Origin of the sequence: Enterococcus gallinarum, from assembly GCF_021496385.1 — a bacterium.
In the GTDB taxonomy this organism is placed as follows: domain Bacteria; phylum Bacillota; class Bacilli; order Lactobacillales; family Enterococcaceae; genus Enterococcus_D; species Enterococcus_D gallinarum.
The window spans coordinates 2881237-2895846 of sequence record NZ_CP050816.1 but is presented as its reverse complement, the minus strand read 5'-3'; the positions used below and the strand labels follow the sequence as shown (position 1 = coordinate 2895846).

Sequence of the window (14610 nt, the reverse complement as noted above, 5' to 3'; positions counted from 1 at the left end):
TCATGAGTTTTGTCACAGATCATATTTTAAAGAATCCGCCAGTATTGCTCGGACTGATTGCAATGATCGGGTTGATCGTGCAACGAAAACCTTTTGCCGAAGTGGTGAAAGGCTCGTTGACAGCAGCCTTTGGGATGGTAGCATTGACCGCAGGGGTCAATATGCTGACGGGAACGATCGCACCAATCAACACAGCGGTTCAGACACAGTTGGGGGTTCAAGTAGCCGATGGTCTTTCTGATGTGACCTTCACAGCAGAATACGGGGGAACTGTTGGGTTAGCTATGTTTTTTGGATTGATCTTGCACTTATTGATTGCTCGTTTTACACCAGTTAAGACGATTTTCTTGACGGGTCATATGTTATGGTGGTTCCCATTTGTGATCGTTGCTGGTGGGGTTGAAGGTGGAATGTCGGGGATTCCATTATTGATTTTAGGAGCTGTTTTATCTGCTTGTTATTGGTCATTTATGCCTTGGATCATGCGGAAATATGTTTGGGATGCCACTGGCGATGATTCGTTCTTGATTGGACATCCTACAGGGATCTTATCGATGGTGTCCGGCTTCGTGGCAAAACGAGTAGGAAACAAAGAAAAATCGACAGAAGATTTAAAAGTGCCAGAAAACCTGTCCTTTTTCCGTGAGATTTCCATTACAGGTGCCTTGGTGATGTTTTTGATGAATATTGTTGTAGGAATTATCGCACCAGTTCTTGTCCCAGAAGGTGGGAATCTGGTCATGTTTGCTGTTCAAGCAGGCTTGAACTTTGGCGCAGGACTCTTGATCATGCTTTATGGGGTCCGCCTATTGATCAACCAAATTATTCCAGCTTTCCAAGGGATTGCCGAAAAAGTCGTCCCTGGAGCCAAACCAGCTTTTGATGTACCGATCCTATTCAATTATCGTCCGAATGCCGTGATTATTGGCTTTATCGTAGCTATGATCACCTCAACGATCCTTGTGATCATTGTCAATACGACGAATGTTTTTGGAATCTTGATCGTACCATTAGTTATCACCAGTTTCTTTGAATGTGGCGGCGCAGCAGTTATTGGAGAAGGACAAGGCGGCTTGCGTGGCGCAGTCATTGGTACCATTGCCGCATCATTTGTGATGGTCTTGTTAGTTGGTGTATCTGCCGTTCTATTCAGCACAACGATTCAAAACTGGATTCTGATCTTTGGTGGCAATGACTTATCACTTTGGGGAATCATTGGTCGTGGTCTCGGCAGTCTATTTGGGGGAATTTAATATGTATCAATATGTTGATAAAATTCATGCATTACTAGAAACCGTTGAAAAAAAGGAACAGCATGCAATCGATGAGGCAATTCGTCTCTTGACTACAGCAAATCTAGAAAAGCATTCGATTTATATTTTTGGGGCTAGTCATGCGGGGATCTTGGCAGAAGAAATGTACTATCGCGCGGGAGGGATGATGACGATCAATGCGATCTTTGGACGAGAACTGATGTTGGATCGCAGTCCCATCACCTTTACTAGCAAAATGGAACGACTAGAAGGCTACGGCACCGCATTAGCGGAAATCCAGCCGTTCAAAGAAGGAGACGTGCTGATTTTACACTCAGTTTCAGGTCGTAATCCCGTCATAATCGATTTAGCACTAGCGGCAAAAGAAAAAGGCGTCAAAATTATCGCTTTAACAAACAAAACGTATTCGCAATCAGTCACTAGCCGGCATTCTTCGGGCCTTCGTCTGTTTGAAGTCGCTGATCTTGTAATCGATAATCATGGGGAAATTGGTGATGCAGGTTGTCAGATTAAGGGGATGGATCAAAAAGTAGGGCCTACTTCAACGGTGATTGGCGCTACGATCCTTAATACCATTATCGTCGAAGTTTGCCAACAATTGAAACAAGCAGGAATCGATTATCCGCCCATCTTTTATTCCGCAAATATGGATGGCGGCGATGAATTGAACCAATCATTATTTGAACAATACAAAGAAGCCATTCACTATCAGTTGTAATGATGTTTGTACAGAAGTTTTAACTCAGAAAAAGAACTGTGAGAAAAGCATAATCCAAATGAAAACTGATCGTGTCAGAAGTTTTTACTTCTCATAAAATAGCAGCAAGACTCCAGTAGAGCCTTGCTGCTAGTAGATCTAAGGAATTCAATTGGGGCAAGTCATCTCGCAGTTCTTTTTTTGTGACCATTCCAATTTCTATAATTGATGTGAGCCTATGAAATCCCTCAGGAGCTTTATGCTGTCTTACTTTACTCAAATTCTTCATATTCATTCGGATCTTGACCTTCAATACGTCCATCTTCTTTGTTCAAGCGATTGATTGCATTGATTTCTTCTTCAGTCAGTTCAAAGTCAAAAATAGCTAAGTTTTCTCGCTGATGGCTCAGGTTTCGGGATTTTGGTAGTGGTAGAATCCCGCGATCGACGTGCCAGCGTAAGATGACTTGACCCGCAGATTTTTGATATTTATTTGCTAGATCAGTGATGATGGATTCTTTGAGCGCCGCGCTGCCGCGGCCTAATGGACTCCATGCTTCAGTAATGATCCCACGTTTTCTGTTTTCTGCTACCATTTGTTCTTGGACCCAGTAAGGATGGATCTCGATTTGATTGATGGCTGGTGTGACACCAGTTGCCTCAATAATGGCATCTAAATGTTCAGGTTCAAAGTTAGATACACCAATAGAACGAATCAAACCTAATTTTTGCGCAGTCACTAACGCCTGCCACGCTTCAATGTACTTGCCGCGTTTAGGCAGTGGCCAGTGGATCAAAAAGGCGTCAAAGTAATCTAATCCCATGCGCGCCAGCGATTCTTGAATACTGGTCAGTGCATCATCATATCCATGATATTTTCCTGGTAATTTTGAGGTGATATAAAACTCAGAACGAGGGACACCGGATCGGCGAATCGCTTTACCGACGATTCCTTCATTGTCATAGTTCGTTGACGAATCAATCAAACGATAGCCATCTGCAATCGCTGCTTGCAACTGGCTTAAGCCTTCGCCACCGCGAATTTGATAGGTACCGATGCCCACGGCTGGGCGCATATTGCCGTCATTTAGTGTAAGTAAAGGTGCTTTCATATAATGATTCCTCCTTTTTCTTATACATTCTACTCTAACGCTTTTTTAACTTTAAGGTAACCAACTTGCTCAATAAGACAAGAAAAGAGCAATGATTTCTTGTGAATGGAATCATTGCTCTTTTTATTCGTTTCGATCAATTTATTTTTCAGGTGGCGTGCCATACATTTTTGGTGTGACAGGATCTAGTTTTGGCGCTTTGCCTTCAACTTTAGGTGTAGAAAGCCATTGGTATTCACCTTCGCCATCGAGTGCTTTTCCTTTTGCCCAAGAGCCTTCTTTACTTTGATCTCCTTCAGAGAAATTGTAAAAGTCATAGGCGATGTCTAACCGTTCTTCATTACGAGGGAAAGTGCTCGGTACTAAGATTGTACCCTCTTTTTCTTCAAGTTCTTTGACAGCTTGTGCCCAAAGGTTTTGGTGATAGCTGTCCCGAGCTAATAGCACGGATAAGAGGTCTTTAACTCCACGGTCATCAATCATTTCATAGATCCGAGCGACTTGTAATCGTCCTTGTGATTCTGCATTTAAATTGGCACGGAAGTCTGCCAGTAAATTACCGCTGGCAATGATGTAAGCGCCACTCCATGGATTACCGACACTGTCAGCTGGACGTGGTCCTAAGCCAGCAACGATCGCATGTTGTGGATTCATTCCAGAGATAATTGCGCCAATTGCTGGGTCTTTTTTCATTGCGGCTTCTTGATCTTCTACCGGTGCACCTTCTAATAAACGAGCAACCATTGTAGCAAGCATTTCAACGTGTCCAATTTCTTCTGTCGCAATGTCCATCAACATATCTTTGTACTTTTCTTCTCCACGGCAGCTCCAACCTTGGAAGAGATACTGCATTGCTACACTCATTTCGCCATACTGGCCACCGATCAATTCTTGAAGATACTTCGCAATTAATGGATTTGGTTTGTCTGGTTTTGCTTCGAACTGTAGTTCTTTCTGATGTAGAAACATAGTTGTCCTCCTCTAAAATGATTTTTATTGGGCCCAAAAATATTCTCTCACGTTTATTTAGAATGGTCTAATCAAACGCTTGCTTTATTTCCGTATTAATAAAAACCGTTGAAATAGCGCTTTTTCTTGACAAAAAGCAGTCGCCATTAGATAGTTGAAGAGAAGTGAAGGAGTTAAAGGAGAGAGGCAAAATGTATTCGTACTATAAAATCGAAAAGAACCAAATCAGAGAATCATCCGAAGAAGACTATAATTGGTTGGTAGTCAAACATGGAAATGAAGAAGAAAAAAAAGAGTTGCTGGCACTTTTTGATTTACCGGAAGATATTTTTATTGGCTCCGATGAACCAGAGGAAGTTTCTCGATTAGAACATTTACGAGACACTAAATTAAACAATCCGTTTCTTTATACATTGATCGATCTTTCTTCAAATCATCAAGAACGCATTGAAAAACGCCTTGAACCTGTCACATTTATTCTTTCCAAAGGATTGATGATCACCTATGTCTCTAGAGAATCGAATCTCGTTGAGCGATTGATCGAGAAACATGGAAATGAGCTTCGACATTTTGAGGATATCATTGCTTTTGCCACATTAATGATCTATACCCACTATATCAATGGGTTGAAAGAGATTAAAAAGCAAATCGACCAATTGGATGCGGCTGCCCGTAAAACAACCGAAAATAATGAACTATTTAATCTGGCAGACACAGAACGAGATATGGTTTATTTGGATCACACATTGAAAGATCAGAATCTTACAGTGAATCACTTGATGGAACGAAAAGAGTTTTTAGACAAATTAGATAATGAATCGTTAGTTTACGACATTAAACTGCGACAGAAATTTGCCAACAAGCTTGTCACGATCTATCGCGATTTATTGGAAACCATCGGTGGTCTATTCTCGGATATGATGGACAATAATTTGAACCATTTGATGAAATATTTAGATTCAGCAGCATTAGTGGTTGCAGTGCCATCATTGATTGCTGGACTTTGGGGGATCAACACTGGCGGACTGCCTGGGAAGGATAACACGATAGGAACGATTCTAGTTTTTGGGTTAGCTGTCTTAGTAGGCATCCTTACTGCTGTCTATCTTTCAAAGAAAGACTTTTCAAAAACAAAATAAAAAAGCAACTTTGTCTAGCATTGAACGCTGGGCAAAGTTGCTTTTTTATGTGACTTCACAATCGCGAAGACTGTCCAATAAGCAGAGGGGAGAAGCGAGAAATGAAAAACATTAAGAAAAAAGGTCGGGGTACAATCCGAACAATTTATATTTTACTTTACTCGCTATTGCATACGCTCACTTCTATCGCTGCTTTTTCTCATAATCCTTTTACACAGTGAGGGGGAGCAGGTTTCAAATACAAAAGGCAGAATCAAAGGAATGCCAATTGTTTTGATGTTTCATCAGAAGGATGTAGTGAATGAGGTGTGTACGACAATCAGGTTTCTTTGATTGCTTTTATTCATAGGGAAGATGACGGTTGAAAGCAGACAATGAAAGAAAATCGTACATAGTCTAGGTACCCTTTATCAGAAAATAACTTTTTGCTGATCAAAACGATTTCAAAGAGCTGCGGCAGTTTTTTTGACCTCTTGCAGTGAGTGTTAACGATTCCAAAAAAGTTGATTTATCCTTAATATAACAACGTTTTAAATTTTTTTTGTTTTTTTAAGAGCAAAATTTTTGTGTATTTTTAAGAAGAAGCGTAACATAATATGTGTAATAAATATTTCACAGAAAGAAGGAGAAAATTATGCATTGGTTATGGGTATTAATCGTAGGAGCTATTATCGGTTTGATTGCCGGAGCAATTACAAATAAAGGTGGATCAATGGGATGGATCGCTAACATCGTTGCAGGTTTAGTTGGTTCAGCAATTGGACAAGCATTGTTAGGTAGCTGGGGTCCTCAATTAGCAGGAATGGCTTTGATTCCTTCTATCATTGGTGCGATCATCGTTGTTGCTGTAGTATCATTTTTCTTGGGACGTTCAAGAGGTTAATCGTCAAACATATCAGCAATTTTACCTATTATCTTAAGGAGCAGCTTTTCGCTGCTTCTTTTTTTGTATGGACAAACTGCTTCTATCACTGATCATCGATGTTGTCTAACTGATGTCGCCGAATGCAAGCATTACCTTTGTCAGATTAAAAAATACTCGTTACACTTAGTATAGAACGACGAAAGAAAGGATGATCTCAATGAAAAAAATGTACGAAACAGCAATGATCAATCGTGGAGGCCGTGATGGCGAGGTTGAGGCACCAAACGGAAGTATGCACATGAAGATCGACCGCCCAGGAATCCATAGTGAAGGGACAAATCCGGAACAACTTTTTGCGGCTGGATACGCATCTTGCTTCAACGGCGCGGTTCAACACATGCTGGAAGAAAATAATCTTGAGTCTGATTCTGAAGTCAAAGCACGGGTATCTTTATTTCAATTAGAAGATGGGGGCTACCAAATCGGGGTTGTTTTAGAAGTTTCTTTGCCAGGACTTGAGAAGGACCAAGCAGAGAAAATCGCAGAAGAAGCCCACGCATTTTGCCCATACTCTAAAGCAACAAGAGGCAATATTGATGTGGAAGTGACGATAGTAGAATAAGGGATTCTTAATGTTACTATAAATGAGATTATGAAAGATCCTATAAAGAAACGCTAGTAAAAGAAACATGTAGTTACGGTAATTAATAGCGGTATATGTACGATTGATCGAATAGACCAAGGAGGCAAAAAAATGACACAGCGGGTAGCAATAATGATCTTAGTGTTGCTGGTCATTGGCCTCCTTGTTTACTATGTCCTAAAGTTTAAGCATTGGAAGCAGCAACGGATACATCAGGATATTGAAAAAAATTTAAAACGGTATCCTATTGTTCAAGCAGCTTGGGAAAAGGCTGAAGCAAAACAATATAACATTCCTGGATTAACAGAAACAAGAATGGTGGTGCCGGAAACCGGCGAAAATGAGGTTTGTCAATGGATGACGCCGCAAGGGTTGGCTTTTTCTCAAGATTTTGTGTTTATTTCTGCCTACTGCTATGACCATCAGCATCATTCTATTATTCATGTACTGGATAGAGAAACAGGACAGCCGATCAAACTGCTGATTTTACCTAAACGGCCACATGTAGGGGGCTTAGTATATGATACAAAACGGGAACTTTTATGGTTGACAATCACAGGATCTGCTACTGGACGAGTAGCCGCTTTACGTTTGATCGATATCTTAGCAGATACATCTGAAGCGACGGGACAGCCAATCACTTATTGGCTGACAACTGATCTCTTAGAGATTCCACAAGCATCGTATTTGACTCAAAACAATGATCAACTGGTATCTGGCAACTTCACATTAAAAGGTGAAGGACAGTTGACTTTCTATCTATTGCCGACGATAGCTGAAATGAAAACAGCAATTCGCCGCAAAGACAAAATCCAACCAACCGTGACAATGAGCAGAAAAACATCTGATAAGATTCAAGGTGTGGCTTTTTATGGCCATTATCTCTTAGCCAGTCGTTCTTATGGTCCTTATACCTCGGAACTCTTAGTGTTCGAGCGGGACTCCCCTAGCCGGATCCTAAAACGAATCAAATTTCCACCGTATTTGGAACAAATCGTTGTTGTAGAAGATCGTCTAGCAGTATTGTTTGAAAGTGGCGCCGCAGCGTATCGCGAGAAAGCCAATCCTGTGTTAGCCAATGTTTTATTACTAGACTTAGCAACGTTGCTTCATGCAAATAAACGTCCCAAAAAGATTGCTGCAACTAAAAAATAGTCGGACAACTCAAGATGATCACTGTTGTTCATAAAGAACGACAAGAAAAATCATCTAGCGATGTTCGACTATTTTATGATTTTGAATCATTGAGCGTCTGTTGTATAGCAATGCGTATTAATCAATGATCGATCGTTGAATATCCAAAACAGTTCCTGTTTTCGCATCTGCTAAAAATTCGTAAGTGATCAGTTGTCCGTCTTCGGTCCGAGTAATACCGCCGGTATATCCTTGAGATGTCACTGCAAATTTACGAAGTGGTTGCTTCTCAAAATTGATCCAGGAACCTTCGATCGGACCTTCTTTTAAAAATGCTGCTTTGATTTGATCGAGGACGTCATCTGCATTCATCGATTGTTTTTTCTTCATCCATAATGTCGAGAAGATCCCGCCTGCAAAACCGACACCCACGCCGATGGCCAGGCCGTTTTTAAAATAATTGAATGGACGTTCATTGATCATAAATGTTGTGCCTCCTTGAAGACTTCTCCTATCCTGTTAAGGAATAAACGGAAATCCTTTTGTCTGTTTAGATTATTTTACCATAGTTTAGAATTTTTCTATAAGAAAAGAACCAGAATGAGTAATTTGCGTTATAATAAATATAGATTTGCAAGAGGAGGGAAGGCTTGTTTCGATTCAAGCCGAAAAAAGTATGGAAGAAAAAACGTTTCAACGAATCAAAGAATTAACAGAATTGCAAGGAACTAGTGGATTTGAACAGGATGTTCGGGCTTATATGCGGGAAGCGATGACTCCATTAGTGGACGAAATCCAACAAGATGGACTTGGCGGGATCTTCGGATTACGTCATCATTCAGATGCAGATGCACCACGCGTGATGCTAGCTGCTCATATGGACGAAGTTGGATTCATGTTGACACAAATCACCGAACGCGGGTTATTTAAAGTGACACCTCTTGGCGGTTGGAACCCTTATGTCGTTTCAGCACAACGCTTCACTTTAAAAACTGCGAAAGGCAACTATCCATGTATTTCTTCATCAGTGCCCCCACATTTACTACGTGGAACAGCTGGACAAAAAGCAGTTGAAGTAACGGACATTCTGTTCGATGCTGGTTTTGATTCTAAAGAAGAAGCGGAAAGTTTTGGCGTACGACCAGGTGACACCATCGTACCTCAAGTAGAAACAATCAAGACAGCGAATGGCAAAAACATTATTTCAAAAGCTTGGGATAATCGTTATGGCTGTACGGTTGTATTAGAAGCATTGGAAGCATTGAAAGAAGAACAACTGGGTCATACATTGATTGCTGGTGCCAATGTGCAAGAAGAAGTTGGCTTACGTGGTTCAAAACCTTCTGTCACGAAATTCCAACCAGATCTATTCTTCGCTGTTGACTGTTCACCAGCTGATGATACAGTGACGAAGAATGGGACTTTTGGGCATTTAGGTGAAGGTACACTGATGCGTATCTATGATCCAGGAATGATCATGTTGCCTCGGATGAAAGAATTCTTGCTGGACACAGCAGAAACAAACAATATCCCTTACCAATACTTTGTGTCTAAAGGCGGTACGGATGCTGGTGCAGCTCATATGGCCAATGAAGGAATTCCAAGTTCTGTGATTGGTGTACCAGGACGTTATATCCATACCCATCAAACACTATTCAGCATCGCTGACTTTGATGCTGCGAGAGAAATGGTGATCCAAGTCTTGAAAGGTTTGGATAAATCAACAGTTGCTACAATTGTAGAAGGAAAATAAAAATTAAGAGCTGTGATACGACTCAACGCTAGATCAGACCTATTTGGTTCAATTTTTGATCTGTTATTGTAACTGTTTACGATAATCAGGAAATGGGACAACTAGGGTGCTGTTTTCAGTGACTAGCATGGGCGTGTTCACAGCTCTTTTGCTTGTGAGTTGGTTCCCTGTTTTAAAAGGTGTATAATTTGATTAGAGAAAAGAAAGTGGTGAGCGTGTGATTGTTCCAAAAAATTTAGAAGAATTGGCAACATATGTCGAAAAAGGAAAGAATGTCTTCTTTTTTACAGCAGACTGGTGTGGGGATTGCCGTTATATTAAACCGCAATTGCCTGAGATCGAAGCAGATTTCCCTGAATTTCAATTTGTTGAAGTTGATCGTGATGCTTATATGGATGTGGCTGTTGAATGGAATATCTTTGGAATTCCAAGTCTTGTAGTGATCGAAGACGGCAAAGAACTTGGTCGTTTAGTCAACAAAGATCGAAAAACAAAAGCAGAAATCGAATCTTTCTTATCAAGTCTAAATTAAACTTTCGAGGTGAAAAACATGAGTGGGCAAAGATATCAAAATATTTTAGTAGGTGTCGATGGCTCCGACCAAGCCAATGAAGCGTTCAAAAAAGCAGTTGAAGTGGCACGACGCAATCAGGGGAAAGTCTATGTAGCGAATATCATCGATCAGCAGATTCCCACGATGATGGGATATGCTCCTTTAGATACAACGATCATTGAGCAGGAAAAGGATACTGCCCAAGAATTAATCGAATCCTGTAAACAATATGGTAAATCCGTTAATTTTGATTTGATCGAAGGGATCATTGCTTACGGCTCTGCGAAAGAAGCAATGGCCAAACAGTTACCAGAAAAATATGGGATTGATTTGATCATGGTAGGCCAATCCGGACTGAATGCAGTTGAGCGGTTTATCACCGGGAGTGTAGCGAGTTATATTATTCGCGAAGCGAAATGTGATGTGTTGGTTGTCTCTCCTAGCGAAGAATAAGCAAAAGACAAAGCTGTGACAGAAGATACAGAGACAGGAAAAAAGAGCAAGCGAGTGCTTTTTCATTCACTAGCTGCCTGTTGGTCTGATTTCTGTCGCAGTTTTTTTATGGATTGGGAAGTGCAGCGATTGTAAACTAAGAAAATTCCCATGACGAACAGACAAAAATTTGTTAAGATTATGGGCGGAATAAGTAAGAGGAGGAAGACAAGTGATTTTTTCATACAACAAAGAATATGTGGGCGATACTTTGATCGTGATCACAGCAGATGATAAAGGGCTGGAACAAACGGCTGTACGAAAAGGAAATGTCGCTCAAATCAAAAATGAAGAAGGTACGATCGTAGGTTGGAACTTCTTTCACATTTCTGATACAGTTGCCATTGAAGGAAACGGGCAAGTAGTTTTGACGAAACAACAAGTGGAAACTTTGAACCGATTGATCACAGAAGCTGGCTTTACGGAGCAATTGGCAATTGATTTAGAGCCGAAAATCGTTGTGGGTTATGTCAAAACATGTGAACCACATCCAGATAGTGATCATTTATCTGTAACGGAAACAGAAGTCGGAGAAGGCGAGGTTCTGCAAATCGTTTGTGGTGCTGCCAATATTCGCAAAGGCTTGAAAGTCGTTGTTGCTAAACCAGGGGCAATGATGCCGGATGGGTTATTGATCTGGCCAGGAACGCTTCGTGGCGTCGATAGCTACGGCATGATCTGTTCTGCTCGTGAACTGCACTTAGCAAATGCACCATTGAAAAAAGGAATTCTTGAATTACCACAAGATGCCGTTGTTGGTGAAGCTTTTCCAGTTGGAAAATAATAAAAAAGATCTGCCACGTCCTGTTTGTGTGGCAGATCTTTTTTTGACTTGAATTTAGTTGCTGCTGTCAGTCGATTGTTCATTGATCGAAGTATCTACAGATAGAACGACTTTGGCTGTTTTTTCTTCTTTGCCGCGGTAGAACGTCACTGTGATCGTATCACCGACTTTGTGCTTGTACAGTGCAGATTGTAGATCTGTGGTTGTGCTGATGTCTGTATCATCGATTTTCGTGATGACATCGTATTGTTTCAATCCTGCTTGTTCAGCTGGTGTCGCGTTATTTACTGAGTATACGACTACTCCGTCAGTGACAGAAGATGGTACTTTCAAGATTTGTTCTTGTTGTTGCGAAGTGATTGAGCTTAAGTTGATTGTTCGAATACCCAATGCTGGACGAACAACTTTGCCGTCTTTTTCTAATTGATTGATAATATCGACAACGTCGTTACTTGGGATCGCGAAGCCCATTCCTTCTACGCTGACACTTGATGTTGATTCAGAAGTGCTAGCGATCTTGCTAGAGTTGATTCCGATCACTTGTCCTTCAACGTTGATCAGTGGACCACCAGAGTTTCCTGGGTTGATCGCTGCATCTGTTTGAATCGCATTGATGCTGACTGCTTCACCAGATTCATTTTGGTTCGTTACTTGACGGTTCAGAGAAGAAACAATCCCTTGTGTTACAGAATTTGCAAAGCTAGATCCTAATGGAGAACCAATCGCAATTGCTGGTTCGCCAACTTTTAGTGAATCAGAATCGCCGAAAGAAGCAACCGTGTCTACTTTATCAGAAGAGATGCGTAAAACAGCAAGGTCAGTGTAAGCGTCTGTTCCGACTAATTCAGCTTTGACTTTTGTGCCATCAGAGAGAACGACTTCCAAACCATCTTGTCCTTCTACTACGTGGTTATTCGTAACGATATACGCTTTGTCACCATCTACTTTATAAATCACGCCACTTCCTTCAGAAGAAGCTTCTAGTGAACTGTCATCGCCTGAATTCTCAGCCCCTGATCCTTGACCACCTTGCTGACCAGAGCCAAATAACCCTTCGAGGCCATTCGCATTATTTTGTTGCAAGTTGATGATCGAAACGACTGCTCCTTGCACTTTTTCGACTGCTTTTGTTACATCGCTGTTGACGTCATATTTAACATTGGAGACTTTCGTCTGTCCATTGTTATCTTGAACACCGCTGGTTGCGGTCGTTCCAGGTGAAGTCAAAGAAGAGCCCATCGCCAGATAAAGTCCGCCGAAGGTCAACAAACCACCAACTACTCCGCCAAGAATGCCAATACCTAATTTTTTTAATAAACCGGAAGAAGGTTTTCTTCCTGGTGTCACATTTTTTCGTACCATTTGTTATTCCCCCTATTGAATTGTTTGTATGTATTTATTATATTCTTTCTTTCTGACAATAGTCTACTAAGAGATTTTGAAAAAAATATGAAGAAGATAGGGAGGATTTAGACCAAAACAATGAAATTTCTTTTTTTAGACTACCAATCATTTTTTTAGTAAGAAAAGAGTCACTTGAAACGATTCGTGGTACCAATGGTACTATAGAAGAAAAAATTGGTAGGCGACATATATTCTGAAAAGAAATTCCATTATAATGATAGCGGAAGGTGAGTGGTTATGAATATTAAAATCGTCACAGTAGGCAAATTAAAAGAGAAATATCTGATTCAAGGAATCAATGAATACGTGAAACGATTAGGCACTTATTGCAAAATCCAATTCGTGGAAGTTCCTGATGAAAAAGCTCCTGAAAGCATGAGTGAAGCTGAAATGCTTCAAGTGAAAGAAAAAGAAGGTAAGAAAATCTTGGCAAAGATCAAAGACCAGGAATACGTCTTTGCATTAGCGATTGAAGGCAAAAATCCCACCAGTGAAGCTTTTGCCCAGCAGATCGAGCAATTAGGAATCCAAGGCAAAAGCCAACTAGTCTTCGTAATCGGCGGCTCCTTAGGTCTCAGCCAAGAAGTGATGCAGCGCAGCGACACCCAAATCTCTTTCGGCAAAATGACCTATCCCCATCAGTTGATGAAACTGATTCTAGTCGAACAAATCTATCGTGCTTTTCGCATCAATACAGGCGCGCCTTATCATAAGTGAGGGTGTTTTCTCCACGAAAGAAAAAATAGTAAAACAGAGGAGTAACAAATGAGTGAACTTAACCATTTTTCTGCATCTACTTTAGCTGCGTTGCAAAAAGATGAGCAACATCCTTACTATGTTTATTGTTTGGTTGATCCTAGAAACAACCAGACTTTTTATATTGGGAAAGGCAAAGGTAACCGTATTTTTGCACATCGTCAAGCGGCTCTAAGTATGTTAAGTCAATCTGATTATTTTGAAGAAGATGAATCAGCTAGAACATTAAAAATAAAAACTATCCAAGAAATAAACGGAATGAATCTGCAACCATTGAGTTATATACTTAGCTATGGATTAACTGAGAATGAAGCTTACGCTAGTGAAAATGCGTTGATTAATTATGCTCAACTGATTCAAGGACTCTCTTTGACGAATTTAGTAAAAGGACATGGTTCTAAGCCAATGCTAGTGGAAGAGGTAGAAGAGCGATATGGATTTCAACCCATATCTGTAAATCAAATAGCAACGGATGAGTTGGTCTTAGCAGTAAAAGTGAGAGATGCTTTTGAACTTTGTAAAGATGAGTCAGATGAATATCCGATTGACGACAAATTTCGTGATGATCATAATTTAAAATCTCGTACGCTAGGTAATTGGGTAATTGGTCGTGATAAAATTCATCGGATTCGCTACATTATAGCGATTAATACTGGAGCAGATAATGCGGTTGTTGCTGCATATAAAGTCTCCTCTCAATATTCAGAATCGAAGAAAAACGAAAACGGACGGACACGCTATGCGTTTCGTGCACTCTCTCAAAGAGATGATACGTTAAGAGAGCTGAATTTATACAAACGATCGTTGCCGGAGATTAAATTTGGTAGTGGAAGTGCAATTGCATATATTAATCATTAGAAAAGTGTTTCAAGAAAAGCCCAACACTAAAATGATATGACGGGATAACTTAAATAACAAAAATGCTGATAATTGATTTTTCTAAGAAAGAAAACCTTATAGACAATAGTTAGATGGAAGTTGCAATTGAGAAGAAATACATTGGAAAAGTATTGCCGGCATATTTGCTAATAATGG

16 protein-coding genes are annotated in these 14610 nt (G+C 40.5%); 12 read left to right on the top strand and 4 right to left on the bottom strand.

Annotated features, from left to right (window positions below; all coding sequences use genetic code 11):
* The first annotated feature begins 2 nt into the window (after nt 1-2).
* Both HED61_RS14135 and HED61_RS14130 read left to right on the top strand, forming a co-directional pair.
* Nucleotides 3-1253 (top strand): PTS ascorbate transporter subunit IIC, encoded by a 1251-nt coding sequence (locus tag HED61_RS14135; RefSeq protein WP_003125789.1) that lies wholly within the window; start codon nt 3-5, stop codon nt 1251-1253.
* A 1-nt stretch (nt 1254) separates the two neighbouring features.
* Entirely contained in the window at nt 1255-1992 is a 738-nt protein-coding gene (locus tag HED61_RS14130) for a sugar isomerase domain-containing protein (protein WP_002301439.1), read from the top strand.
* A 251-nt stretch (nt 1993-2243) separates the two neighbouring features.
* Here the strand turns inward: HED61_RS14130 and HED61_RS14125 are convergent, their stop codons facing one another.
* Together HED61_RS14125 and HED61_RS14120 are read right to left on the bottom strand one after the other, a co-directional pair.
* Nucleotides 2244-3083, bottom strand: a complete 840-nt coding sequence (locus HED61_RS14125) for an aldo/keto reductase (protein ID WP_002301441.1) — start codon at nt 3081-3083, stop codon at nt 2244-2246.
* A 141-nt stretch (nt 3084-3224) separates the two neighbouring features.
* Nucleotides 3225-4052 (bottom strand): manganese catalase family protein, encoded by an 828-nt coding sequence (locus HED61_RS14120; protein ID WP_010723486.1) that lies wholly within the window; start codon nt 4050-4052, stop codon nt 3225-3227.
* 191 nt (nt 4053-4243) lie between these two features.
* Between HED61_RS14120 and HED61_RS14115 the strand changes: the two genes are divergently transcribed.
* The 4 genes from HED61_RS14115 (at nt 4244) to HED61_RS14100 (ending at nt 7854) form a co-directional block, all read left to right on the top strand.
* The gene (locus HED61_RS14115; RefSeq protein ID WP_081131545.1) at nt 4244-5191 is read left to right on the top strand and encodes a magnesium transporter CorA family protein; all 948 of its coding nucleotides are present in this window, start codon (nt 4244-4246) and stop codon (nt 5189-5191) included.
* A 634-nt stretch (nt 5192-5825) separates the two neighbouring features.
* Nucleotides 5826-6074, top strand: a complete 249-nt coding sequence (locus HED61_RS14110) for a GlsB/YeaQ/YmgE family stress response membrane protein (RefSeq protein ID WP_002292290.1) — start codon at nt 5826-5828, stop codon at nt 6072-6074.
* Nucleotides 6075-6273: 199 nt separating this feature from the next.
* Complete coding sequence (locus HED61_RS14105; RefSeq protein WP_002292291.1) at nt 6274-6678, top strand: organic hydroperoxide resistance protein; 405 nt, start codon at nt 6274-6276, stop codon at nt 6676-6678.
* Between the two features lie 132 nt (nt 6679-6810).
* Nucleotides 6811-7854 carry a YncE family protein gene (locus HED61_RS14100; RefSeq protein WP_219644879.1) on the top strand — a complete coding sequence of 348 codons (1044 nt, stop codon included), beginning with the start codon at nt 6811-6813 and terminating at the stop codon, nt 7852-7854.
* A gap of 117 nt (nt 7855-7971) precedes the next feature.
* On the opposite strand, the gene HED61_RS14095 is transcribed toward HED61_RS14100, so the two are convergent.
* A complete protein-coding gene (locus HED61_RS14095; protein ID WP_003125823.1) occupies nt 7972-8316 on the bottom strand; it encodes a PepSY domain-containing protein in 345 nt (114 codons plus the stop codon).
* Between the two features lie 193 nt (nt 8317-8509).
* Here HED61_RS14095 and pepA point away from each other — a divergent pair, with 193 nt between their 5' ends.
* The 4 genes from pepA (at nt 8510) to ytpR (ending at nt 11415) form a co-directional block, all read left to right on the top strand.
* On the top strand, nt 8510-9586 hold the full coding sequence (pepA, locus tag HED61_RS14090) for a glutamyl aminopeptidase (RefSeq protein ID WP_003125824.1): 1077 nt from the start codon (nt 8510-8512) through the stop codon (nt 9584-9586).
* Nucleotides 9587-9803: 217 nt separating this feature from the next.
* Nucleotides 9804-10118 (top strand): thioredoxin family protein, encoded by a 315-nt coding sequence (locus tag HED61_RS14085; RefSeq protein ID WP_003125825.1) that lies wholly within the window; start codon nt 9804-9806, stop codon nt 10116-10118.
* Nucleotides 10119-10136: 18 nt separating this feature from the next.
* Entirely contained in the window at nt 10137-10592 is a 456-nt protein-coding gene (locus tag HED61_RS14080) for a universal stress protein (RefSeq protein ID WP_005470736.1), read from the top strand.
* 211 nt (nt 10593-10803) lie between these two features.
* On the top strand, nt 10804-11415 hold the full coding sequence (ytpR, locus tag HED61_RS14075) for a YtpR family tRNA-binding protein (protein WP_003125829.1): 612 nt from the start codon (nt 10804-10806) through the stop codon (nt 11413-11415).
* A 54-nt stretch (nt 11416-11469) separates the two neighbouring features.
* Here the strand turns inward: ytpR and HED61_RS14070 are convergent, their stop codons facing one another.
* Nucleotides 11470-12777 (bottom strand): S1C family serine protease, encoded by a 1308-nt coding sequence (locus tag HED61_RS14070; protein WP_219644881.1) that lies wholly within the window; start codon nt 12775-12777, stop codon nt 11470-11472.
* 279 nt (nt 12778-13056) lie between these two features.
* On the opposite strand from HED61_RS14070, the gene rlmH reads away from it, so the two are divergent.
* Nucleotides 13057-13536 (top strand): 23S rRNA (pseudouridine(1915)-N(3))-methyltransferase RlmH, encoded by a 480-nt coding sequence (rlmH, locus tag HED61_RS14065; protein ID WP_219644882.1) that lies wholly within the window; start codon nt 13057-13059, stop codon nt 13534-13536.
* Between the two features lie 48 nt (nt 13537-13584).
* On the top strand, nt 13585-14433 hold the full coding sequence (locus tag HED61_RS14060; RefSeq protein WP_081131540.1) for an LEM-3-like GIY-YIG domain-containing protein: 849 nt from the start codon (nt 13585-13587) through the stop codon (nt 14431-14433).
* Nucleotides 14434-14610: the final 177 nt, after the last annotated feature.

What these genes read in the sequence shown, in the direction of transcription:
- HED61_RS14135 (WP_003125789.1), top strand. Translation starts at nt 3, where the DNA reads ATGAGTTTTGTCACAGATCATATTTTAAAGAATCCGCCAGTATTGCTC.
- HED61_RS14130 (WP_002301439.1), top strand. Translation starts at nt 1,255, where the DNA reads ATGTATCAATATGTTGATAAAATTCATGCATTACTAGAAACCGTTGAA.
- HED61_RS14125 (WP_002301441.1), bottom strand. Translation starts at nt 3,083, where the DNA reads ATGAAAGCACCTTTACTTACACTAAATGACGGCAATATGCGCCCAGCC.
- HED61_RS14120 (WP_010723486.1), bottom strand. Translation starts at nt 4,052, where the DNA reads ATGTTTCTACATCAGAAAGAACTACAGTTCGAAGCAAAACCAGACAAA.
- HED61_RS14115 (WP_081131545.1), top strand. Translation starts at nt 4,244, where the DNA reads ATGTATTCGTACTATAAAATCGAAAAGAACCAAATCAGAGAATCATCC.
- HED61_RS14110 (WP_002292290.1), top strand. Translation starts at nt 5,826, where the DNA reads ATGCATTGGTTATGGGTATTAATCGTAGGAGCTATTATCGGTTTGATT.
- HED61_RS14105 (WP_002292291.1), top strand. Translation starts at nt 6,274, where the DNA reads ATGAAAAAAATGTACGAAACAGCAATGATCAATCGTGGAGGCCGTGAT.
- HED61_RS14100 (WP_219644879.1), top strand. Translation starts at nt 6,811, where the DNA reads ATGACACAGCGGGTAGCAATAATGATCTTAGTGTTGCTGGTCATTGGC.
- HED61_RS14095 (WP_003125823.1), bottom strand. Translation starts at nt 8,316, where the DNA reads ATGATCAATGAACGTCCATTCAATTATTTTAAAAACGGCCTGGCCATC.
- pepA (WP_003125824.1), top strand. Translation starts at nt 8,510, where the DNA reads ATGGAAGAAAAAACGTTTCAACGAATCAAAGAATTAACAGAATTGCAA.
- HED61_RS14080 (WP_005470736.1), top strand. Translation starts at nt 10,137, where the DNA reads ATGAGTGGGCAAAGATATCAAAATATTTTAGTAGGTGTCGATGGCTCC.
- HED61_RS14070 (WP_219644881.1), bottom strand. Translation starts at nt 12,777, where the DNA reads ATGGTACGAAAAAATGTGACACCAGGAAGAAAACCTTCTTCCGGTTTA.
- rlmH (WP_219644882.1), top strand. Translation starts at nt 13,057, where the DNA reads ATGAATATTAAAATCGTCACAGTAGGCAAATTAAAAGAGAAATATCTG.
- HED61_RS14060 (WP_081131540.1), top strand. Translation starts at nt 13,585, where the DNA reads ATGAGTGAACTTAACCATTTTTCTGCATCTACTTTAGCTGCGTTGCAA.